This window comes from Rhodanobacter denitrificans, assembly GCF_000230695.2.
Classification (GTDB): Bacteria; Pseudomonadota; Gammaproteobacteria; order Xanthomonadales; family Rhodanobacteraceae; genus Rhodanobacter; species Rhodanobacter denitrificans.
Map to the genome: position 1 here is coordinate 2243147 of NC_020541.1, position 21370 is coordinate 2264516.

Annotated in this window: 23 protein-coding genes and 1 pseudogene; 3 read left to right on the forward strand and 21 right to left on the reverse strand. The window is 64.2% G+C overall.

Features of this window, described 5'->3' with window-relative positions:
- Positions 1-6: 6 nt before the first annotated feature.
- On the forward strand, positions 7-1773 hold the full coding sequence (locus R2APBS1_RS10205; RefSeq protein ID WP_157769736.1) for a hypothetical protein: 1767 nt from the start codon (positions 7-9) through the stop codon (positions 1771-1773).
- 69 nt (positions 1774-1842) lie between these two features.
- Here the strand turns inward: R2APBS1_RS10205 and R2APBS1_RS10210 are convergent, their stop codons facing one another.
- Both R2APBS1_RS10210 and R2APBS1_RS10215 read right to left on the reverse strand, forming a co-directional pair.
- Positions 1843-2055 carry a hypothetical protein gene (locus tag R2APBS1_RS10210; RefSeq protein WP_015447917.1) on the reverse strand — a complete coding sequence of 71 codons (213 nt, stop codon included), beginning with the start codon at positions 2053-2055 and terminating at the stop codon, positions 1843-1845.
- 414 nt (positions 2056-2469) lie between these two features.
- Positions 2470-3408: a DNA-binding protein gene (locus R2APBS1_RS10215; RefSeq protein ID WP_015447701.1), complete on the reverse strand. Its 939-nt coding sequence runs from the start codon at positions 3406-3408 to the stop codon at positions 2470-2472.
- A gap of 109 nt (positions 3409-3517) precedes the next feature.
- Here R2APBS1_RS10215 and R2APBS1_RS10220 point away from each other — a divergent pair, with 109 nt between their 5' ends.
- The gene (locus tag R2APBS1_RS10220) at positions 3518-4654 is read left to right on the forward strand and encodes a site-specific integrase (protein WP_015447702.1); all 1137 of its coding nucleotides are present in this window, start codon (positions 3518-3520) and stop codon (positions 4652-4654) included.
- 72 nt (positions 4655-4726) lie between these two features.
- On the opposite strand, the gene R2APBS1_RS10225 is transcribed toward R2APBS1_RS10220, so the two are convergent.
- From R2APBS1_RS10225 to R2APBS1_RS10290, 14 genes are all read right to left on the reverse strand, one after another.
- Complete coding sequence (locus tag R2APBS1_RS10225; protein WP_235645292.1) at positions 4727-5677, reverse strand: CBASS cGAMP-activated phospholipase; 951 nt, start codon at positions 5675-5677, stop codon at positions 4727-4729.
- 216 nt (positions 5678-5893) lie between these two features.
- Positions 5894-7249, reverse strand: a complete 1356-nt coding sequence (locus R2APBS1_RS10230) for a dihydrolipoyl dehydrogenase family protein (RefSeq protein ID WP_008214509.1) — start codon at positions 7247-7249, stop codon at positions 5894-5896.
- Between the two features lie 11 nt (positions 7250-7260).
- The gene (locus R2APBS1_RS10235) at positions 7261-7653 is read right to left on the reverse strand and encodes a group III truncated hemoglobin (protein WP_231381787.1); all 393 of its coding nucleotides are present in this window, start codon (positions 7651-7653) and stop codon (positions 7261-7263) included.
- 72 nt (positions 7654-7725) lie between these two features.
- Positions 7726-7944: a broad-spectrum mercury transporter MerE gene (gene merE, locus R2APBS1_RS10240; RefSeq protein WP_008214504.1), complete on the reverse strand. Its 219-nt coding sequence runs from the start codon at positions 7942-7944 to the stop codon at positions 7726-7728.
- Positions 7941-8306: a mercuric resistance transcriptional repressor MerD gene (gene merD, locus R2APBS1_RS10245; protein ID WP_008214502.1), complete on the reverse strand. Its 366-nt coding sequence runs from the start codon at positions 8304-8306 to the stop codon at positions 7941-7943. The genes merE and merD overlap by 4 nt, the downstream gene beginning before the upstream one ends.
- A 16-nt stretch (positions 8307-8322) precedes the next feature.
- Entirely contained in the window at positions 8323-10047 is a 1725-nt protein-coding gene (gene merA / locus R2APBS1_RS10250) for a mercury(II) reductase (RefSeq protein ID WP_015447704.1), read from the reverse strand.
- Between the two features lie 298 nt (positions 10048-10345).
- Positions 10346-10753 carry an organomercurial transporter MerC gene (merC, locus tag R2APBS1_RS10255; RefSeq protein WP_015447706.1) on the reverse strand — a complete coding sequence of 136 codons (408 nt, stop codon included), beginning with the start codon at positions 10751-10753 and terminating at the stop codon, positions 10346-10348.
- A 19-nt stretch (positions 10754-10772) separates the two neighbouring features.
- Positions 10773-11051, reverse strand: coding sequence for a mercury resistance system periplasmic binding protein MerP (merP, locus tag R2APBS1_RS10260; RefSeq protein WP_015447707.1), 279 nt, complete (start codon positions 11049-11051; stop codon positions 10773-10775).
- A 19-nt stretch (positions 11052-11070) separates the two neighbouring features.
- Positions 11071-11433, reverse strand: coding sequence for a mercuric ion transporter MerT (gene merT / locus R2APBS1_RS10265; RefSeq protein ID WP_015447708.1), 363 nt, complete (start codon positions 11431-11433; stop codon positions 11071-11073).
- An 85-nt stretch (positions 11434-11518) separates the two neighbouring features.
- A complete protein-coding gene (locus tag R2APBS1_RS10270; RefSeq protein WP_015447709.1) occupies positions 11519-12268 on the reverse strand; it encodes an HvfC/BufC N-terminal domain-containing protein in 750 nt (249 codons plus the stop codon).
- Positions 12243-13115: an MNIO family bufferin maturase gene (gene bufB, locus R2APBS1_RS10275; RefSeq protein ID WP_015447710.1), complete on the reverse strand. Its 873-nt coding sequence runs from the start codon at positions 13113-13115 to the stop codon at positions 12243-12245. Before bufB ends, R2APBS1_RS10270 begins: the two co-directional genes overlap by 26 nt.
- Before the next feature lie 11 nt (positions 13116-13126).
- A complete protein-coding gene (locus tag R2APBS1_RS10280; protein ID WP_015447711.1) occupies positions 13127-13411 on the reverse strand; it encodes a BufA1 family periplasmic bufferin-type metallophore in 285 nt (94 codons plus the stop codon).
- Between the two features lie 216 nt (positions 13412-13627).
- Positions 13628-13849, reverse strand: a complete 222-nt coding sequence (locus tag R2APBS1_RS10285) for a (2Fe-2S)-binding protein (protein ID WP_015447712.1) — start codon at positions 13847-13849, stop codon at positions 13628-13630.
- A gap of 111 nt (positions 13850-13960) precedes the next feature.
- Positions 13961-14554, reverse strand: a complete 594-nt coding sequence (locus R2APBS1_RS10290) for a hypothetical protein (RefSeq protein ID WP_153021737.1) — start codon at positions 14552-14554, stop codon at positions 13961-13963.
- Positions 14555-14619: 65 nt separating this feature from the next.
- Here R2APBS1_RS10290 and merR point away from each other — a divergent pair, with 65 nt between their 5' ends.
- Positions 14620-15027 (forward strand): mercury resistance transcriptional regulator MerR, encoded by a 408-nt coding sequence (gene merR, locus R2APBS1_RS10295; protein WP_008209286.1) that lies wholly within the window; start codon positions 14620-14622, stop codon positions 15025-15027.
- An 80-nt stretch (positions 15028-15107) separates the two neighbouring features.
- Here merR and R2APBS1_RS10300 read toward each other — a convergent pair whose 3' ends face one another.
- The 5 genes and pseudogenes from R2APBS1_RS10300 to R2APBS1_RS10320 form a co-directional block, all read right to left on the reverse strand.
- Positions 15108-15743 carry a hypothetical protein gene (locus R2APBS1_RS10300; protein WP_008209284.1) on the reverse strand — a complete coding sequence of 212 codons (636 nt, stop codon included), beginning with the start codon at positions 15741-15743 and terminating at the stop codon, positions 15108-15110.
- 39 nt (positions 15744-15782) lie between these two features.
- Positions 15783-18717 (reverse strand): annotated as a pseudogene (locus R2APBS1_RS10305) (Tn3 family transposase).
- A 131-nt stretch (positions 18718-18848) separates the two neighbouring features.
- A complete protein-coding gene (locus R2APBS1_RS10310) occupies positions 18849-20204 on the reverse strand; it encodes an efflux transporter outer membrane subunit (protein ID WP_015447909.1) in 1356 nt (451 codons plus the stop codon).
- A complete protein-coding gene (locus tag R2APBS1_RS10315) occupies positions 20201-21163 on the reverse strand; it encodes an efflux RND transporter periplasmic adaptor subunit (protein ID WP_015447908.1) in 963 nt (320 codons plus the stop codon). Before R2APBS1_RS10315 ends, R2APBS1_RS10310 begins: the two co-directional genes overlap by 4 nt.
- The gene (locus R2APBS1_RS10320; protein WP_015447907.1) at positions 21160-21369 is read right to left on the reverse strand and encodes a DUF1656 domain-containing protein; all 210 of its coding nucleotides are present in this window, start codon (positions 21367-21369) and stop codon (positions 21160-21162) included. Before R2APBS1_RS10320 ends, R2APBS1_RS10315 begins: the two co-directional genes overlap by 4 nt.
- Position 21370: the final 1 nt, after the last annotated feature.

A 21370-nucleotide genomic window follows, 5' to 3' on the forward strand; every position in this document is an offset into this window, starting at 1 on the left:
GAGGCATTGACGCCGCCCGCCACGCTGGCGCCGCCGAAGGTCCAGCTCGACTCGACCACCGCCCTGCCGGTGTTACCGGCGATCCCGCCGGATGAGGAGCCAGGTGGTGATGGCCTCTCTGCGGCGCCGCACGATGCGGCACCGCCACCACCACCGCGCCACCTCGATGTGGCCGACACGACGATCGTCGCCTCATCGACCCGCTATGTCGCCGTCTCCCAGGTCCAGGGGACGCTGCGCTCGGGCAGCAAGAAGCCGGGCGCGGTCCGCAAAGTTGCGATCGACCAGGTGATCGAGTGGCTGCGTGGTCGCAAGGGCGTCGCTGTGCCGGCGGACTGGCGCGAGCGATCGTCATGGGAGGTCGGGACCGACACCGGCGCCAAGCAGTGCTGGTGGGAGACGGATGGCAGCCATGTGGCGATGCGCCTGGATGAGCCTTGTGGCCAGCTGCCGGGACGCCATTGGCGCGTGGAGTTCGTCCTGGCGCTCACTGCGAAGGAGGTTGTCGTCGGCACCCGTCTGAGCGTGCTTGTCCAGCGCGGGGTGGAACCACAGGTCAAACCCTCTGTTCCAGGCCTGGTCCGCCTGATGAACAGCAAGCTGGAGTTCCTCGCGGACGGAACACCGGGCAACGGCACGGCTGAGTTCGTCGCCAGCGACGCCGACGTGCGCCATCTTGTCGGGTTGATTAGCGACCGCCACCGGACCATCGCGCTGGTCATCATTCACACGGCCACCGCGCGCTCACGGGCGGCGATCTCGGCGGCGACCCTGGCCAAGAGGGTCGCCGGCATTGCTCGCGTGGTGATGATCGACACCGGCGGAGCGCAGCGGCTCGCGCACGCGCTCGGTCCGGCAGGCGTGATCCCCCGCAACGGAGTGCGCCTCTACGGTCGCCAGTTCGACGCGGATCTTGCCAGCGCGAGCTGTCCCGTCCTTCCGCCCGAAAGCTGGCCAGGCCGGGACGCTGTGGGCCAACTGGAGGACGCCTGCGCAGTGGTTTCGGTGTCGGTCGACGACGCCGAGATTGACGTGCCCTCCTTTGCGCATATCCGGCAGCTGATCGCGCGCGAGCGGCGACGCCAAGAACGCGAACGCCTGACCAGTGCCAGCGAGGAAGTCGTCGACGAGATCGCGAGCCTCCGCGCGGCCCTGGCGGCGGCCGAAGGCGACGTAGCCGCCGCCGAAGAACTCGCCGCCGAGCAACAGAATCGCGCCGAGGAGACCGAAGAGCAGCTGCGCAGCGCGTTGGCGAAGCTGATGATCGCCTCGGAGCGGATCGACCAGCTGCAGGCCGCGCAGCGTGCCGCCGTCAACGACGTGCCGCTTCCGGAAACTTGGGCCGCGTTGGAGCGATGGACGGTGGAGCAATTCCAGGATCGGGTGGTCTTGACCGCGGGCGCGATGCGCGCCGCCCGCGCGTCGGTGTTCGAGAACATACCTCTCGTCGCCGAGACGATCGCCCTGCTAGGCAACCAGTACTGGACGGTAAAGACCACCGGGTCGGAGGAAGCGCGCCTCGATCTCGTGGAGGCGCAGAAGAAGTTGTACGTTGAAATCAGCCCCGCAGGCGAAGCGCTGAACAACGCCAAGCTGAAGGGGCAGTACCAGACCACGTATCAGGGGAGGCGTTATACCCTGGACCAGCACGTGAGTGGATCCAGCTCGCGCGATCGCCGCCGCGGTTTTCGTCTGTACTTCACGTGGTCGGACGACTTACAGAAGGTGATTATCGGCAGCTTGCCTGAGCATCTCGACAATACGCTCACGTGATCGGACAAGCGCCACTTTTCTTGTGGCGAAAATTCCACCCGATACAGCGAGATCCCGGCCGTTCGCCGGCTAGGCCTCGCCGATCGCTTCGGATAAAAGGGCCGACAGTCGCTCGTGCACCCAGGCTTCGTCGGCCGGTCCCGCGGCGTCCTGCACGACGTCGGCCTCGCCGGCGAAGGCCATCATCAGGTCGCCGTTGTCAGGGTATTCGGCTCGGAGCGCCGGCAGCCGGGCCGCGAGGCTGGCGATGCTGCTTTCGAGTTCGGCGCGTGATGATGACATGGCGCCATTTTTCCCTTGCGCGCCATCGACGCGCAACTGTAGCGGCGCTGATTACGCCATGGCTTGCGCATCAGGGTGTCGTCGGCTCCGCGCTGTCCCCGGATACGAAAAAGCGCACCTGCGCCATAGCGAGGTGCGCTTCAGATCATGGGCAACCGAACAGCAAGATCAGGTGACGGTGCTGCCTTGTTTTAGGTGCAAAAAGTAACGCTTCGCGCCATTCGGCAACACATTGATTGTATTAATAAAAAGATCTTGCGAGTTTAGCAAATATCATTTCAATCAAAGAGTTGCTGTTACCCCTTTTTGAGACCCTAATTCGGGCTGATCGGCGGTGGTCCGCGATGATTTTGCTGCAAATAGTGACACTTCGACCTTGCGGTGGGTCGGATTGACTCGGCGGGGCCGGCATCGTCAACGGGAGGAACGCGTGCGAGGCCTGGCCGATTTTGCGGCCTTCTTGGCCGCTCCTGGGCGCTTAACCTTCGTGGCCTGACCTTGGGCCCGAAGGATCGCGGGCAGATCGCCCAACGTGGCCCATTGGCGCTCCAGCGTCTCGACACGCGCCCGGTACGCCGCCACGTCTTGCTGCGCCGTGGTCAAACTGGCGCGGACGGTGGTCAGTTCGTGCCGATGCTTCTCGCGCTCGGCAGCACGTTCCTTCTCCACAGCGGTCAGCCGGGTGCGCCATCCCTTGCTCTCCTGGCGGGCGCGATCCACCTCGGCGTGGCCATGATCTTCCGCGGCGCGCAGTTGCTGGGCCAGCGATTCGCGTTCGGCGGCCGCGGTGGCTTCCTGGGCCTGCAGGCGCGCTGTGACGCTGAGGTACTCCGCTTCCAGTCGCCCGTTACGCGCTTCCAGCGCTTCCCGCTGCTGGGTCAGATCCGCCAGTTGTGCGGCTTGCTGCTCGACGAGCCGTTGAATATCGGCCAAGCGTGCCGCCATGGCCGTTTCGGCCTGCTGCGCCTGCGCGAGCGCTTGCTGGAGTTGCGCGTGCGCCTGTTGAAGGGTCTCTCGTTCACGATCAAGCGCCACGCGATCGTCGGCGAGTTGTTGCCGCTCACGGGCAAGGTCGGCATGCACGGCCTCGCGCGCCTGCTGCCACGCCTGTGCCCACCATTGTTCCGCCAGGGTGGCGATTCCGGCGGGGACGTCGGGGATCGATGCCATCGCCTGCTGTGCGGTCAATCGGGCGCCCAGCGCCTGCCACCACGAATCGAGTAGCCGGGTGACGGTGTTCGGCGAGCCGGTACCGAGGTGGGCGCGGATCCGCTCCACCGTGGGGCGCTCGCCGGCGGCCACGAGGGCGTCGGCGGCGGCGTGAACCTGCGCTTCGGTGATGCCTTTGGCCATGGCGAAGCTTTCCTCTGTGCGGCGTGACCGGGTTTGGTGCTATACAAGCGATAATAGATCGTTATCGCAAGTAGGCCTTTCTAATCGTTACTTATCTTACATACTACATATGAAAAGAAACAGCGATTTGCGACTTCCCACCCTGCCTCCTATCGCTCCGCCGGAGCAATTGGCCACGGAAGCGGCGGCGGCCGTGCGCGACATCCTGGCCGAAGCGGCGTCGGCGAACACCGCGCGCAGTTATGCCAGCGCGCTGCGCTACTGCGCCGCCTGGTATCAGGGCCGCTACGGCCAGCCGTTTGCCCTGCCATTGCCCGAGGCGGTGGTGATCCAGTTCATCGTCGACCACCTGGCCCGTCGGAGCGAATCGGCGCTCACCTGGGAGCTGCCGCCCGCACTGGATGCCGCACTGGTCGAGGCCGGCCTCAAACAACGCCTGGGGCCGCTGAAGTTGAGTACGATCAGCCATCGGATCGCCGTGCTGTCCAAAGCGCACCAGTGGCGTCGCGTGGCCAACCCGTGCGAGCAGCCGGCCGTCCGTCACCTGCTGGCCCGCGCCCGCCGCGCCGCGGTCAAACGCGGCGACCGCCCCACCAAGAAGACCGCGATCACCCAGCCCGAGCTGGCCGCGCTGCTGGCCACCTGCGATGCCTCCCTGACCGGGGTGCGCGATCGCGCGCTGCTGCTGTTCGCGTTCGCCAGCGGCGGGCGCCGACGCAGTGAAGTGGCCGCCGCGGACCTGAGCGATCTGCGCCGGGTCGGCGAGCGCGCGTTCGTGTACCACCTGGGGCACAGTAAGACCCAACAGGCCGGACCGAGCGTCACCGCCACGCCCGACAAGCCCATCCTGGGTCCCGCGGCCGACGCACTGGCCGCTTGGCTGGCGGCGGCTCAGCTCACGGACGGCCCGATCTTCCGTCGGCTGTGGCGGCACCGCATTGGTGGCGGCCTCTCACCCGCCTCGGTCGCAGCCATCGTGCAACGCCGCGCCGCGATGGCTGGGTTGGAGGGGGACTTCGGCGGGCACAGTCTGCGCTCGGGCTTTGTCACCGAAGGCGGCCGCCAAGGCATCGCGCTGCCGGCGTTGATGGCCATGACCGAGCACCGCGCGGTGGGCAGCGTAATCGGGTACTTCCAGGCCGGTGGCGTGACCGACAATCCCGCGGCGCGCCTGCTCGACGATGGCATCCTGCATGCGTCGCACGCATCGTCCCCCTCATCGGTTTCGGGCGACGATGCGTCATGACCGCCGGCGCGTGCTCCACGCGGGCTATCCGCGCACAAACATCACCCCGCCTGGCGCATCCGATGACCCGATTCAAAAGATGGCCATGCGGGTGCGTAAAAATTCCTCATCCGACACGGACAATTCCGCCAGGTTTTTCAGTGCGGGCAAACGACGCACGTCATCCATGGCCATCGGAAAATCCAGACGCGGGTTGATGCGGTGGTAGGCGGTACCCAGCAGGCCCGCCGCCAACAGATTGGTGTACTGCGACTGGCTTTCGTCGATGACGTTGTGGAAGTGCGCACCCCAGGCCAGCAAACCGCCGTTACGCAAGCGTTCTGGGGTATAGGGCATGGCACATTGCTCACCGGTGCCTATCGACAATACGGCCAGTTGTGCCAGGCACGTGGCACCAAGGTCGTGAGGCGGCGCGATACCGCGCCGACTCGGGCGGCTGAACTGGAACGCCTCCACCACACCGAGTAGCGCGGGGTTGTTGGCGTAGAGCCCACCATCGACGAGATCGCTCAGGCGTTCCGTCGCGTGGGCGGCGAAGAAGGTTGGCGCCGCCGAGGTGGCTAATGCCAGATCGGCGAGACGATCTTCGCCACGCCATGGGCCTGGCTTCGCGTAATCGCTGCGGAAGAGATGGGGTCGTGCATTGGTCAGCGAGGCCGCGGTGACGCAGACATCCGTCTGCACCGCGCCTAAGGTGAGGTCGCCGAAGAACGCATGCATCGCCTCGCGTAAGGCGTCGCTGCGGTAACGGGGGCGGAAATTTCTCATCCACCCGAAGCGCCGCATCGTTGAACCGAAGATGCGCGGCACGTGTCTTTCATACAGGGCGGATATCTCGCTCACCGGTCGGCCCAGTGCCAGCGCCAGTGCGATGATCCCGCCCGTCGACGTACCACAGATGAGGTCGAAACGCGCCCCCAGCGGCAGCGCGTTATCAGTCAGCGTATTCAAATACGCTTCGACGCATTCGAGAATCTTGAGTGTCAAATAACCGCGGGCGCCGCCCCCATCCAGGGTGAGCACCGAAAACAACCGGGCGGTACCGGCACGAGGCGATGGGGGTTGCGCTAAATGCATGGCAGAGGGTGTGCTGGCTTGGACTCTTCGATGCATGAGAGGAAACGCGAAGGCTGCCCTTGTCTTGACGAGTTCGTTATGCGCCTCGCGTGGGTTGAGGTGCTGCACTAGGTCACGTCAGGAAAGCTACACGCCGTGCGGACTTTTTGCTTGGCGCGCCTGCTACACCATCGAACTGATGTCCGAGGCATAGCTGGGATAGGCAAAGATGATGCCCTTGAGCTTGTTCGCCGTCAGTCCAGCGCCCATGGCCATGGCGAGCAGATTGATCTGTTCCTCGGCGCCGGGGCCGATCAGATGCGCGCCCAGGATGTTCCCGCTGCCTTTCTCGACCAACACCTTGTAGGCGCTGTGTCGCGCGCCCACGCGCAGGGAGGAATACCACTGCGCGGTTATCTCGAAATGCGCGTCAAAGTCCAGCCCCTGCTCGCGTGCCGCGTCTTCGGACAGCCCGACGGACGCCACGGGCGGAAGCGTGAAGACGACGCTGGGGATCGGCGGGTAGTGGATCGCGCGCTCGTCTTTTCCGGCGAGCAGGTTCTTGCCCGCGATCCGGCCCTCGTTGGCCGAGACCGGGGTGAGATTGGGGCCGCTGTCCGCGCAGTCGCCGGCCGCGAAGATCGCCGGGTTGGTCGTGCGCATGAAGGGACTGACTTGGATGCCCTTACGGCCGTAGGCCACGCCCGCGGCGTCCAGGTTGAGATGCTCGATGTTGGGCACGCGCCCGGTGGCATGCACCACCCTGTCGCAGGCAATGGTCTGGGTGCCTTGCGGCGTTTCATAGGTCACGATGAACCCGGCGCCGTCCTGCTCGATCGTCAACACCCTGGCCTCGGTCCGCAGGTCGATGCCCAGATCGGCGGTCGCTTCGGAAAGCATGCCGACCATGTCGGGGTCGAAATTGCCCAACGGGCGCTTCATCATTTCTAGTACCGTGACGTCCCTTGAGCCGGCGCGTTTGCAGATGTGGGCAAATTCCATCGCGATGAATCCGCCGCCGACGAAGACGACCCTGTCCGGCCGCTCCGGCAATTCGAGGAAGTCGGTGCTGGTGATCAGCAGGTTTTCGCCCGGGATATTCAAGGTCATCGGCCGGGCGCCGGTGGCAAGGTGAAAATGCCGAGCGGTCAGGAGTTCGCCATTCACTTCAATCGTGTTTGGTCCGGTGAAGCGGGCCTGGCCATGCAGGGGAACGACACCGGCCCGCTGCATCCCGGCTTCGATCCGACCTGACATGAGGTCGGTAAAGCTGCGCTTGAAAGCGATCATGTCGGGCCAATCGACAGCGGTTTGCGCCCGAAGCCCCTTGCCTTTCAAGTTGCGCGCCCAGTCGACGCCCTCGGTCACGGCGATCAGCATTTTTTTGGGGTCACACCCGCGTAAGGCGCACGTACCGCCATAAGGCAAGCTATCGACCACGGCGACCTTCCAGCCTGCCGCCGCAGCCATGCGGGCGACGCCCGTACCGCCGGTACCGGCCCCGATCACGATCAGGTCGAAACTCTCATTTGGGTTCATGCCATGCTCCTTTACTTCCGACGGACGTCGAGCAGCGCTTCGAGGTTGACAGCGATCGTGGACGCAAGGCGCTTGGCCTGGATGGCGGCGTGCCCGCGGAATTGCTCGTCCACGGTTGCCACAAATAACGCCAACCACCGCTGAAAGTGGTGGTGGTGCAAGGAATGTCGCGTGTGCAGCGCCATGTGCTGGGCAATCATGTTGCGTCGATAGCCCTCATGGTCACCGAGCAGCATCTTGCGCCAATACGCGCGAATCTTTGGTATATGTTGCTGCAGGTCAACGTCTTTGAAGATCGGTCCAAGCGCGGCATCAACCCTCACCTTGGCGTAAAAGGCGTCCACGAAGTCGGCAATGGCCTCCGGTGAGTTCAGTTCACGCGAATCCATGGCGATCGTTTTCACCTGGCGCTCAAGGGCATGCGGATGCGTCCGATCGGCCCTCGACGAATTCAAGCCGGCCGTGCATCAAACCGCTCATACGCGTCCTCCAAACGCACGTATCGCCCGCCACACGGATAGCCCGAACAAGCTGATCAACCCCAGTGCCGCGATGACCCAGTGCGCACTGAAAAAGGCGCCGGCCGTCGTACCCGCCAAGAGCGCGGCCAGGATCGGGAGGTGACACGGGCACGTCAGCACAGCCAGCCCGGCCCACAGGTAACCCGTGATGGATTTGCGCTCGTGACCGTTCATCGCCGTGCCTCTTCGTGTCGACCAACCTCTGCCCGCAGCGCGCTCAATTGCGCCTCCAACCCCACCAATGCCTGCCGCCGCTCATCGACGATTCCGCCTACCTCTGCCAGGCACATCACCGTCTTATCGGCATTCGATGCATCCAGCGACCGGCACAGTCGCGTCACGACGTCCAGGCCGACCCCTGCCTCGACCGCGGACCGCACGAAACAAAGCCGGTGCAGGGCGTTCGCGTCGAACACGCCATAACCTCCATCGGTGCGCGCGGCCGGATGCAGCAGCCCGCGCACCAGGTAGTCACGCACGATATGCACGCTCACGCCGGCGTCTTTAGCCAGCTGTGACACGGTGTAGGCGTTCATCGAACACCCCGTCTCCTCATCCGGCACAGCAGGAAAGTTGCTTGACGTCCTTGGTGAAGGTCTGTGCCGCCAGTTTCAGGCCCTCGACCATCGTCAGGTACGGGAACAACTGATCGGCAAGCTCCTGCACGGTCATGCGCGCCCGGATCGCCAGTGCGGCCGCCTGGATGATCTCGCCGGCTTCCGGCGTCACCGCCTGCACCCCGATGAGCCGGCCGCTACCCGCTTCGGCCACCAGCTTGATAAAGCCATGGGTGTCGAAATTGACGAGCGCCCGCGGCACGTTATCGAGTGAAAGTGTGCGGCTATCCGTCTCGATACCCTGCAGGTGCGCTTCCGCCTCGCTAAGGCCTACGGTCGCGACTTGGGGCTCCGTGAACACCACCGCCGGCATGGTGGTGAGATCCAAGGTCGCCTCGCCCCCCATCAGGTTGATGGCGGCACGTGTACCGGCGGCGGCCGCCACGTAGACGAACTGCGGCTGGTCGGTGCAATCGCCCGCAGCATAGATGTGCGGCGCACTGGTTCGCATACCGCGATCGACCACGATGGCGTTTTGAGCATTCACCGCAACACCCGCCGCCTCCAGCGCGAGGTCACGCGTGTTGGCGGTCCGGCCCGTGGCCACCAGCAACCGATCGGCACGCACTTCGCCGTGCCCGGTGGTGAGCACGAATTCACCGTTGGCATGGGCAACTTGGCTGGCCTGGGTGTGCTCCAACACCTCGATGCCTTCGGCACGGAACGCCGCCGTGATCGCCTCGCCGATGGCCGGATCTTCGCGAAAGAACAAGCTGCTGCGCGCCAAGATGGTGACGTGACTGCCCAACCGCGCGAAGGCTTGCGCCAATTCCACCGCAACCACTGACGAGCCGATGACGGCGAGCCGCGGCGGAATCGCGTCACTGGCTAATGCCTCGGTGGACGTCCAATACGGGGTGTCCTTCAAGCCGGGGATGGGCGGCACCGCCGCGTGGGCACCCGTGGCGATCAGGCAGCGATCGAAAGACACCTCCGATTCACCACGCCCCGTCGTCGACGTGACGACGAGCGTGTGTGCGTCCTTGAAACGCGCTTCGCCACGCAGCAGCTGGATGTTGGGGTTGGTATCGAGAATCCCCTCGTACTTGGCGTGACGCAGTTCGTCGACACGACCTTGCTGTTGGGCGAGCAGTCGGTCACGCCGAACCACCGGCCCCGTACTGGAGATGCCGTCATCGAACGGACTGCTTCGACGCAGGTGGGCCACGTGCGCGGCGCGGATCATGATCTTCGACGGCACGCAGCCGATATTGACGCAGGTACCACCGACGGTTCCGCGCTCGATGACGGTCACCCGGGCGCCGAGTTCAACGGCCTTCAGCGCTGCCGCCATGGCCCCGCCGCCCGTGCCGATGACAGCAACGTGCAGTCGCTGCTCCGAAGCGGTGGGCGTGCGGTCGACATCGCCACGCGGCTTGAACCAACCACCCAGCGAGCCCAAGGCCTGGTCGAGCATGGAGGACTTGCGCGCGAGTGTGTCGGCTTGCGGTGCCGAGGCGGCGGCGATCCGGTAGTTTTGCGGCAGACCCGCGTTGAGTTGCTCCACCGTCAATGGCTGGGTACTACGGACGTGCGCCACATTTTGCGGGTAGGCGACGTCAGCGGCGACGACGTCAGGCAACGCCCGGAGCGCTTTTTCAACATGTCGGGCGCAATCGGCGCACGTCATGCCGATCACAGAGAGGGTTTGTTCGTTCATGATGTTCCTGGCAAATGAACGCGTGTCGCTTCGGTTCGAAGCAGAGCGGCACACCGTTGAATCAATAGAGGGCCCCATCAACCATCGCAGTGACGGCACCTTCCGTTAGCAGCAATAGGGCACCACGACGATCAACAAAAGCACGATGCCGATGACGATCGCGGCCGTGATGAGGTCGGTTTTCTTGGCACTCAGCCATGCTTTCATGGGTGTCATCTCCGATAGGGTGATCCAACGAACGCCGGTACTCCACGGGGTTTGATCCCACATCTCCACCCGCGGAAGGTGGGGTGAGTGTTCAACAGCAGGCGTCGTCTCGCTTCGCACCGCGGTGCCCCTTTCCCGGCGGCGATACCAGATCCCAGATGGATACCGCGACCATCAAGACCAGCCCGGGATAGAGCAGCCACGCCGCCATGCGCAAGGCCCCGATCAGCACCAAGACCGGTCCGATCACGCCAAGGGCCATGCGTAACCACTGCCGATGACGGAAGCCGGCGATCCCGTTGGCAAGCAAGGCGACCATCGCAAACAGTGGCAGCAAGTAATGGATGAATACGCCCTCGTACTGGCTCAGAAAGCCCAATCCGATCGCGGCGCCCAGGCTGGCGAGTGCAGGAAAGCAAGCAGCGCATCCCATCGCTGTGACGATGGCCCCGATTACGCCCGCTTTGTCGGCGGTGCGTGTGAGTGGAGTGAGAGACATGGGAATGACCTCGGGCGCTTCAATTCTTAACGGTGGAGGGGTAGCCCGCATCCGTCGTGGCGCTGACGAGTGCCCGGGTGCTGGTCTTGGCATCATCGAAGGTCACAACGGCTTCCTTCTTGTCGAACAGGATCTCGGTCTTTTCGACACCGGGAACCTGGGACAGCGCTTTCTTGACGGTGATGGGACATGCGGCACACGTCATACCGGACACCGACAGGGTGGCGGTCTTCGTAGCCGCCCAGGCAGGCGCGGAAATGGCGGTGGCAAGGACGATGAGAGCGGCAAGTTTCTTCATGGGTGGATCCTCCGACGGGTCAGTAAAACAGCGTGGCGAGATAGGGAAAGGTCAGCGCCACGAGCACCAGGGCTGCGACGATCCAGAACAAGACTTTGTAGGTGGTCCTGACCTGCGGCACAGCGCAGACGTCACCAGGCGCGCACGCCGTAGCAGGCCGGTAGATGCGTCGCCAGGCGAAGACCATCGCGATCAGCGCTGCACCGATAAAGTACGGGCGGTACGGCTCAAGCACAGTCAGGTTGCCGATCCAGGCGCCACTGAACCCAAGGGCGACCAAGACCAGGGGACCAAGGCAACAGGTCGACGCCAGTAGTGCGGTGATACCCCCGGCCAGAAGAGCGCCGGAACCTGTTTTCTTGACGACTTGGGTATTTTTCATGGAGGGCTCTGCGTGGATGGGGGCGACTATGGGAGCACTCTATTCGCGTACTTAGGTACAGAGTCAAGCGCAAGAATTTTTAGCGTCAACCCGCTGCAATCAGTTGGTGCTTCAGCAGACTGCGCAGACAAACCGCGAGATCGAATGCTCCGTCGATGGCCCGAGCCGCCGCATACGCGGCCTCCAGATCACGCGTATCGATCAGCGCGGCGATGCAGGCGAAGCTCGCTGCGTCCAGCACGGTCATCGCCACCTCGCCGCCGTCACGCCACAACACGACCTGTTCGCCGCGACCATCCAGCTGCAGCCGCTCGCCTTCGGGGGCGGTGGCGTAACGCCAGATCGTCAGCACCGGATGCGTACTGCCCAGCAGGCGCACGCTGGGATGCAACCGCCAGGACAACGATGTCGTGTCATCGAGCGTGGCCGGAGCCAGTGGCGATGCTTCAGCGGCCAGTGCGGACTGCTGGCGTAGCCACTCCAACTGCGCCACATCAGGCAAATAGGCAAGTGCTGCCGCTTCGGGCATCGTGGCCAGAAACGCGGCGAAGGCGCCGCCGAACGCCTGCAGGTTGCCGCGCGTCGACGGATGATGCAGGCGATAGCGCGTCGCTGCGGCCTCGAAGAAGGCCTCGCCGACCAGCGCTTGCACCGCGGGGTACGTGGCGCGCAGCGTTTCGATCTGCGTACTGGCGATGGCGTTGCCGTACACCTGCAACCGTGCAGCGGGGGCGAGGCCGGCACCGACAACCCACTGCGCGAGGTCACTGCCGCGATCGAGCACGGCGTTGGCGAAACCGCGTTGCAACTCAAGCAATGTGGGTGCGGTGACCATTGAGCAGGGCCTCCGCGCGGCCGGCTTCCGCCAGCAACACCTCAAGTTCGGGGATGTCCTGATCCCACTCAATCAGGGTGGGTACGGGGCCGAACAGATCCAGTGCCCCGGCATAAAGCGCCCAGACTTCGGCATCCACCGGCCGGCTGTGGCTGTCGATCAATAGCGGTACCGCGAGATCGGTCTTGCGAATAAATCCACCCAAGTGGATCTCGCGCACCGCCGCGCGCGGCATCGCACGCAGATAGGCATGCGCGTCGAAGCCGTGATTGACGCTGTTGACGTAGACATTGTTGACGTCGAGCAACAGGCCGCAGCCACTGCGACGTATCAATTCGGCGACGAACTCCCACTCGCTCATCTCGGCGTGTTGGAACGTGAGATAGCTGGAAACGTTCTCGACCAGGAACTCGCGGCCCAGCGCGTCCTGCACCTGCTGCACGCGCGTCACTATCAGGTCCAGCGCCTCCCGGGTGAACGGTAGCGGCAGCAGGTCGTTGAGGTGGATGCCGCCGATCGCGCCCCAGCAAATGTGATCGGAGACCAGCCCCGGTTCGAAGCGTTGCACCAGCGCACACAGCGTCGCCAGATGCTCGTCGTCGAATGTGTCGGCTGATCCCAGCGAGAGGCCGACACCGTGCAGGCTCAGCGGATAGTCGGCGCGCACATGCTCGATCGCCGCATGCAGTGCTCCGCCGTCGGCAAACAAATTCTCACTGTGCACCTCGAACCACGCCACGCGCGGACGTTCGCTCAACACCCGCTGCATGTGTGGCGCACGCAGACCGATCCCGACTCCAGAAGGAGCCGAGATCGGTGGCGCCGCGAGCGTGCTCGCGTCGTGCATCGTGGTGTTGCTCAGCCCTTCTGTGCCGGTTCGAGTTTGCCGCCGTCGATCTTCTCGCACAAGCCCTTGGGCACCGCGACGAAAGAGTTTGGATCGCGGGCCTTGGTGTCCTGGCTGGCGCAGGAGTGGCCTGCTGCTTTGCAGTCGTTCTTCTGCGCAGCGTTGATGCCGTAACACTTCTCCATATGACTCATTGACATCGGTTTGCTCTGCATGCCTGCGGCCGCTGCGACTGTGGTCAGACCCAACGTGAGTCCTCCCGCCAGAACGGATTTCAGAATCGATGCGGTATTCATTCTCAACTCTCCAGTACGTGGCCAGAAACACTCTGGCCTTCTTTGAAAATGACAATCGGTAACCCATGCAGAAACTTTCCCGTGTCGACCAGCAGCCATCCTCATCTTCGAACCGCGTGTCCGGTCAATCTCCGCCCATGGCGCAGAGCCTACTGCCGTACTTCGGTACGACATCAAGCGTGGATTGCCAAGACCGCGGGAGCCTTGACCGACGTCCTACTGCCCATCGTGGCTCGGCCTGAGATGGAAGGTCGGATGTGCGCATGCGATTTCCGTGATGATGTCGCTTAGCAGCTGGCGTGCTTCCTGCTCGCAGCCTCCGCAGCCACCCGAGCAGCCGGTGAGCCACTGCAATGCTTCGAAACTGCGCACCCCGGCCACCACCGCGTGGCGAATGTCCTCCTCGGTCACGCTGTGGCACACGCAAACGTCAGTCATGATCCAACTCGCGTGGCGGAGCCGTCCTGTCGTAGCCTGAGACGCGGCGGATCGCAGATGTCGGTCCTGAAGCACGGAGTCGTACCCACCATCTGACGCGAAGTCGGCACGTCAACCCGCGGCCTCGGGCAGGAGCGCAGCGGGCGTCAACCACGCCTCCAGCTGCGGCAGCGCGTTCGGTCCGAGATGCTGCTGGAATGTGTTTCGCGCCACCCCGAGTAGCCGGGCAAGTCGAGCTTCGATAGGCAAGGCCTCGTCTGCCACAAGAACCTCTAGCAGCGCACACGCGAGATCGCATTGCAGCGCGGCCCCATCGGGCAACGGAACGCGTGCTTGCGACAGCCGCTGGACGAGACGGGCGGCCATGGTGTGCGCCTCCTCCTGACTGAGCTGATCGACCGTCTCGCGCCGGTACCAGTATGAAGGGTTCGGAAATGTGGCAAGCAACGCCGACGCCGTCGTGGCAGCTACCAAAGCAACCTGGCTGTCACCGCCGAGGGCAGCACGCAGGAGGCCGACCTGCTGGTCGACCCGAAGCTCACGCAGCCATTTGATCGCGATCACGTCACCGCGATGGTGCAGCCAAACCTCTGCAATATCAGGATGAACCTCCAGGCGTGCCAAAACGGGTTTGGCAAGGCACCCGCAACCGATCTGCGGCACCGCCTCGCACACGAGCGGCACCGTGTAGAAGTGAATGAACACGAACGTCTCCCAGGGGGTGAGGTGGGTGTACGCTATGTCCGTAGTCATGTACGGAGTCAATGGGTATGGGGAAGCCATCGGAACAACTGACCATCGGTGCGTTTGCCAAAGCCGCGGGGGTCAACCTGGAAACCATCCGGTTTTATCAGCGCAAGGGGCTGCTTCCGGAACCGGACAAACCCTATGGCAGCATCCGCCGCTATGGTGATACCGATGTCGCTCGTGTGAAATTCATCAAGTCAGCGCAGCGTTTGGGCTTCAGCCTCGACGAAGTCGCACAGTTGCTCGCCCTGGAGGACGGCACCCATTGCAGTGAGGCGGCACAATTCGCCGCGCAGCACCTGGCCGACGTGCGGGGACGCCTGAAAGACCTCAAGCGCATGGAAACCGTACTGGCTCGATTGGTCGCGCAATGTCATTCGCATCGCGGCACCATTACCTGCCCCCTCATCGCCTCCCTGCATGGCCGTTGAGACGTCCTGCCGGCGACGCCTGACAGCCTGGCGCACTCTTTGGTGGATCAGCCGGACATGAAGGCAAGCTGTTCGCCGGCTTATCGGCAATGCCCCGTCAGCAGCCGCGTGATGCGCGACCGAAACTGGTCAGGGGTCAACGTCGTGATCGGTTCGCGCTGCGGCCATACCTTCAGGATGGCGGCTCGGAAATTGGCGGGCGTGCTGCCTTGCTCGGGACCAATGATGTAGGTCGGCACCGTGGTGACCGCGTAGTGCGGGTACATCTGCCGCGCGACGTCTTCGAACCGACCATGATCGGTGGCGCCTTCGGCAAACACCAGCAAAGCCACCCATGCACCGCAGCGGTCGCAACGCACTTCTTCGACGGGGATGGTGCCGCCGGGCAGCGAGTGCTTTGCCGCCAAGGGTGGTGGTGGCGTACTGCTCGGACCGCGAATGGACTCCAGCGCCGTCACGATCTGGTGCGACAGGGGTTCCAATATCGCGCGCCGCTGGGCAAACATCGCCTCCCGTTCGTCGCCGGCGATGTCGGTGACCACGCAGGTTTCGCCGGACGCGGTACCTGTGACGCGCAGGCGTCCCAACTCCCCCAGTTCGGCGTGCCGAAAGACGTAGGCGATACCGTCCGGCAAAGGGTCGCGGTGAAAGGACACATCCGGTGGCAGCTTTAATCCGGCAGCCGCTTCGGCGGGCGATTTGCGTTGGGAGGTCATGCGGGATTCCGTGCGAACGCGTGGCGGCTTCCAACGACGTTAACGCATGTTCCGCAGCACCGGCCTGACCGGCTGCAGGGTGGGCAGCAACCGCGCCATGTACCGCTCGACCGGGAACAGGAACAGCCCGCGAAAATTCACGAGACGCTCCTGGATCGGCGCGATATGGCGCAGGTTCTCGGGCACCGCGAGGGCTGCGATGTCGGCGGGCAAGGTCGCGAGCGATTGCTGCATGCGCGCCGTGGTCCACGCCATGACGATGTTGCTCAACAGCGTGATGGCGGAGGAGACACTTCGGAGGCGCGCGTTGTGGCTCATCTGATGCCGCGGCACCTTGCCCGTTTCCAGCGCATGCTCCAGCACATGGACACGTTCCCCGTGATTGAGGGTGCGCAGGATTTCCCGGCGGAAGTCGGGTAGCGTGAACCAGCGGCACAGATAGAGCGTGAGTAGCAATCGGCCGATCTGGACGCCCGCGTCGTACAACTGCTCACCGGCCGCGGCGGAGCCGAAGCGGGACAGGATGTCGACCGCGCTCGCTTTGCCGACATGGGTGGAGGCCGCCATGCGGACCCATTCATCCCATACGGGCTCCACCTTCTCAGGATGCGCTCGGTTCTTGGCGATCACGCTGCGCAGCCCCTCGGGCACCGTCATCGCCGGGGTCACATACAGCTTGTGTGCGCTGGCATCACGCAGCCGTGGGCACATATCCTTTCCCACCGTTTTTCGCCAAGAACATGCCGAATTCGGTTTGACCGTGCGTATCCACCGCCAATTGGTTGATCGTGACCGTGCTTTGGCGAAGGACCCCTTCCAAGGCCACACCCTGTTGCCGTTCGCCGAGCACGACGGGCTGGTCGTGAAAGATGCCCCAGCGGTCATGGATGTGCGTGTAGATGCCAATCGACTTCTTCTTCGTGCGCGGGTCGCGACGTGCCAGGGGGCTGCTCTTGACGGTTTCACGACTCATCATGTCCGCGGACGCCAGATCGGCGCGTCCCCAGGATTCGGCAATGGGGTGGCTGTGCATGTACTCGAAGACGGCGGTATTGGCTTCCCGTAAGCGCTTTTCTTGGGCGATCCAACGCATGCTCTGATTGACGGCATCCGCGGAGAGGCCCGGCATCATGCGCGCCGTATCGGCGGCGGACAATGCCGTGCCGTGCGCAAGAAGACCGGCATACACCAAGCGCAACTCATCGATCGAGCGCGGCTCGCGGCCCAGCAGCGTCCAGCTGAAGCGGGTGTGGCTGTCCACTTCCATCATGACGCCCGGCAGCTCTTCCGCTCCCATGCGCTCCATCAGGGCATCCCGAAGCACCATCACGGCTTCCGGCACGTCCTCCGCCGGGAGTTTGGGCAAGTGCACACCGTCTCTGTCCACGGTGACGTCGCCAGCCTGCGCGGCTTCACTCAGGTGCTGGAGCTGCTTGGACACTTCCTCGACCAGCGGACCGGTGAATTCCTTCGCGTCGCGGGGCAGCTTCAAGCGCGCGTAATGATGCGTCTTGCTCTTGGTCCATTCCGCGGACGGAATCAGCATGCTTTCGCGACTGCGGAAGCTGAAACTGTGCGCGACATACACGCTGCCGTTCTTCAGGGCACGGCGTAACGCCAGCAGCGTCGCCACCTCGAAGGCCTGCAGGGCACGTTGCCGGTCGGGATTTGCCAGCATGTCGTCCCACACTTTGCCGAGGTGAACCGGTATCGCCTCGGGCAGTGCTGGTTTGCGCTGCAGATAGATCTCGCGCAAGGCGTCCAGCGCCTGACGAACCGGGTGCGGCGCCACGCTCTCAAAGGGAAGCGCACACAGCATTTTCAACAGCGAGCGCGAGTGGCGGTTGTTTTTGAGGAGGAGTTGTTCACGGGTCAGGTGCGCTCGGCTGAGTTTCTTGCCGCCGCCGACCTGTTCCACCGCACGCAGAATCGCCGCACGCAGATCCTCTTCGCGAAGGGAGCGATCGAGGGCCAGCTCGCGGACTTCCTTCGCAAAGGTGGTCAGCGTGCGCGCACGCGCCTCGGCGGATTGGACCACGGCGCGCATCCCGTTGCCCCAAAGATCGGCTACGTGTTGGCGCGTCATGGCCAGCACCCGGTCCGTGGCGGTGCACAGCGCCGTCTGCAGGTAACAGGCGACCTCGATGGTCCGGCGCGTTGCCGCAATACGCTTACTCGCCGCGGGTGGCCGATCTGCCATCGCCTGGGCGTAATGGCGCTTGATGTGATCCGACACGGAAGGCATGGGGTGTGCGGCCACACCGAGTTGGGTCAGGTATTGGATCCGCTCGAACTGTTCGCGAATCTGGGGGAGCGACTGCCGGCGTGGTGCTTGCGCAAGCCATTCCTGAAAGGAAAGACCAGAGCGATGGGGTTCGTCGCAGGCCCGCACCCACGCATCGAGGACAGTGAAAGGGGCGTCCTTCTGCAGCACGGTGCCGAGTTCATCCTCGGCCAGCTTTAGCGCGACATCGATGGCGCTCTTCAGTGGGCGCTCGCCCTCAATGAGGATGCCGTGCTCGTACAGCCACGTTTTGACGTGTGTTTTCAAACGATGACGATCGAACTCGGACAGCACCTCGACACGCAGGTAGCGCACCAGGGCACGGCGCTGGTGTTCGGACATGCGACCAAAACCCAACGTTTCCATGGCGGCGTTCTGGTGCGCGAACAAGGTCGGCCGGCGGCGATATAGCGAGCGGAGCGAGGCAATATCCGGCGTCGTGATCTCCAGCGTTTTGCCTAGATGTGCCCATAGCTCGGCAGGGACTACTTTGACGGCCGCAAGCACGCTGCCAGTCATCCGGATGAAGCCGATCTGCAACGCCAGGCCCAGCCGGTGCAGCGCGTCGCGCTTGGCGAGAATGACGCGCCGTTCCTTGGCCGAGTAAGTGAAGAAGGCATGGAGCTCGAACTGATTGAGCTCCTTGGGAATGGTGCGCAGCCCAAGATACGGCGCCTGCCAGTACTGCATGCCTACCTCCGGCCTTTCCGTGGAGAAGATCTGAGGCTAACAGCAAACTGTTGATTTTATGAAGATTGCTTCCCGGGCGCCTACATTATTCCCCGTCAAATCAAAGAGTTGCTTGACGAGGCTAAGCGTTACTATTTGCACCTAAAACAAGGTGACACCAGCGTGCGTTCGGCGTCGAGACTGGTCAGGTAAGGTGCGCGGCCGCCCCGATACAGCTGGCGATCCTGGGATGCCGCCTCGCGCGCCTCGGCAGCGGCCTCGTGCAATGCCTGCTGGCGATCCAGTAGTTGCGCGTAGCCGGTGAGTGCGGTTTGCGTGTCGCGCAGGGCGTTGAGCACGGTCTGGTCGAAGGCAGCCAGCTGCGCATCGGCTCCGGCTTCGGTTGCGCGCACCTGCGCATGGGCTCTTTTGGACGGGAAGGTCCATGAGATCAGCGGGCCGATCTGCCACGATCGCGTCGGCGCTTCGCCGAAGTCGCCGAGCAGGCCGGAGGCACCCACCGATCCACCCAGTTTGACGTCGGGATAGAGATCGGCCACCGCCACGCCGATACGCGCAGTGGCCGCTGCCAGCCGGCGCTCCGCCGCCCGCACGTCCGGTCGGCGCTGCAGCAGCACCATGCCGTTGCCCACCGGGATGGGCTGCTTGAGCGCCGGGGCTTCCTGGCAGGCATCGACGCCGGGCGGAAGGTCGCCGGGCGTGTGGCCCAGCAGCGCGGCGAGCGCGTACTGGGCGGTCTTCTTCTGGGCGATCAGCGGCGGCAGGCTTGCACTCAGCAGGTCGAACTGGGCCTTGGCCCGGGTCAGGTCGGTGCGGGTGCCGCGGCCGGCGTCGAACAGCCGCTGGGCAACGTCCATGCCGAGCTGCTGCAGCGCCAGCGATTGCCGCGTGATGGCGATCTCGCGGTTGGCGTGGCAGCTTTCGAGGTAGCTGCCGGCCACCTGCGCGACCACGGTGATGCGCGCCATGTCCAGCGCGTCCTGCACCGCCTCGCTGTCTGCCTTGGCCGCTTCGCTGGCACGCTTGAGCTTGCCGAAGAGGTCGAATTCGTAGCTGGCGCTGAGCTTGCCGCTGGCAATGTTGGAAACGGGAAGCTGGTTGGACATGAGCAGGCTTTCGGCGGGAATCAGGCCGCGGAAGGCCTCCGCGTCGGCACCATAGGTGACGCCGCCAGCGTTGATGGCCTGGTCGTAGATGTCCGAGGCGAGGCTTAGGTTGGCGGTGGCTTCGCGCAGACCGGCGTTGTTGCGCAACGCATCCCGGATCAGCTGGTTGAGCAGTGGATCATCGTAGAGTTTCCACCAGGCGTCAGGTCCGCTGCGGCTTGGATCCACTGCCGTGCCCAGCACGATGTCTACAAACGGCTTCTGCGCGTCGGGCTGGTTGATCACGGCGCTGTCGGGGCGATGGTAGTCGGGGCCGACGGTCTTGCAGGCGGCAAGGCTGCACAGCGCGACCAGCAGCATGCCCAGGCGGCGCGTGTTCACGGCGCGCTCCGGGCCGTTGTCGGCGCCACGCCCGGGTAGGTTGCTGCGGGCGCTGCCGGGGTGGCCGGCTGCCGTGGGCGGGCGGTTGCGTCGTTGTCGGGCAATACGGTGACCGTGGCGGTGCGCCCGACGATCAGCCGTATGTCGCCGGGATCGCCATCGAGCGTGATCCGCACCGGCACGCGCTGCGCGAGGCGCACCCAGTTGAAGGTGGGGTTGATGTCTGGCAGCAGGTTGGAGCCGGGTGTCCTGTCCCGATCCTCGATGCCGGCGGCGATGCTCTGTACGTGGCCGTGCAGCAACTGCGACTCGCCCATGACCTCGATCTTCACCGGCTGGCCGATGTGGATGCGCGACAGCTTGGTTTCCTCGAAATAGCCGTCCACGTGGAACGAGCGGCTGTCGACTACCGACAGCACGGGATGACCGGTATTCACGTAGTCGCCGACGCGCACCGTGCGGTCGTTCACGAAGCCGTCGACCGGGCTGTAGACCGTGGTGCGCTGCAGGTTCAGTTGCGCCAGGTCCACCGCGTTCTTCGCCTCGTCCAGGGCAGCCTGAGCCACCGCGACCTTGGAGCGTCCCTCTTCCACGATTTCCTTCGAGACCAAGTCGCTCAACGCATGATTGCGCAGCGCCTCTCGCTGGAACTGGTGCAGGCTGGCCGTGGCCTTCTCCACCGCCGTCCGGGCCTGGTTCAGGGCCAGCTCGTAGCGGGACCGATCGATCTCGAAAAGCGGCTGGCCGCGATGAACCGGCTGGTTGTCGTCGACCTCGACCGCGGTGACCAGTCCCGACACATCGGGCGCCAGCTGCACGACATCGGCGCGCAGATGGCCGTCGCGTGTCCATGGCTCGTCGTGGTAGTAGTGCCACAGGTGCTTCAACACGATGGCCGCGATCACTACGGCGACCAGCGTCAGCATGATCGGCCCCAGGGATTTGAATATCTTTTTCACGACAGTATCCGTTGGGCGAGCAGGAACAGCAGGCCCAGCACGATCACGTACAGGGCGCTGTTGAAAAGGGCGGGATGCCACACGATGCGATAGAAGCCGAGCCGCGCGAGCCCCAGGCGCAACATCGACTTGAAGACGTATGCCAGCACCATCAAGGCCAGCAGGGTCGGCACGAACACGCCGTACAGGCTGAATTCTCCGGGCATG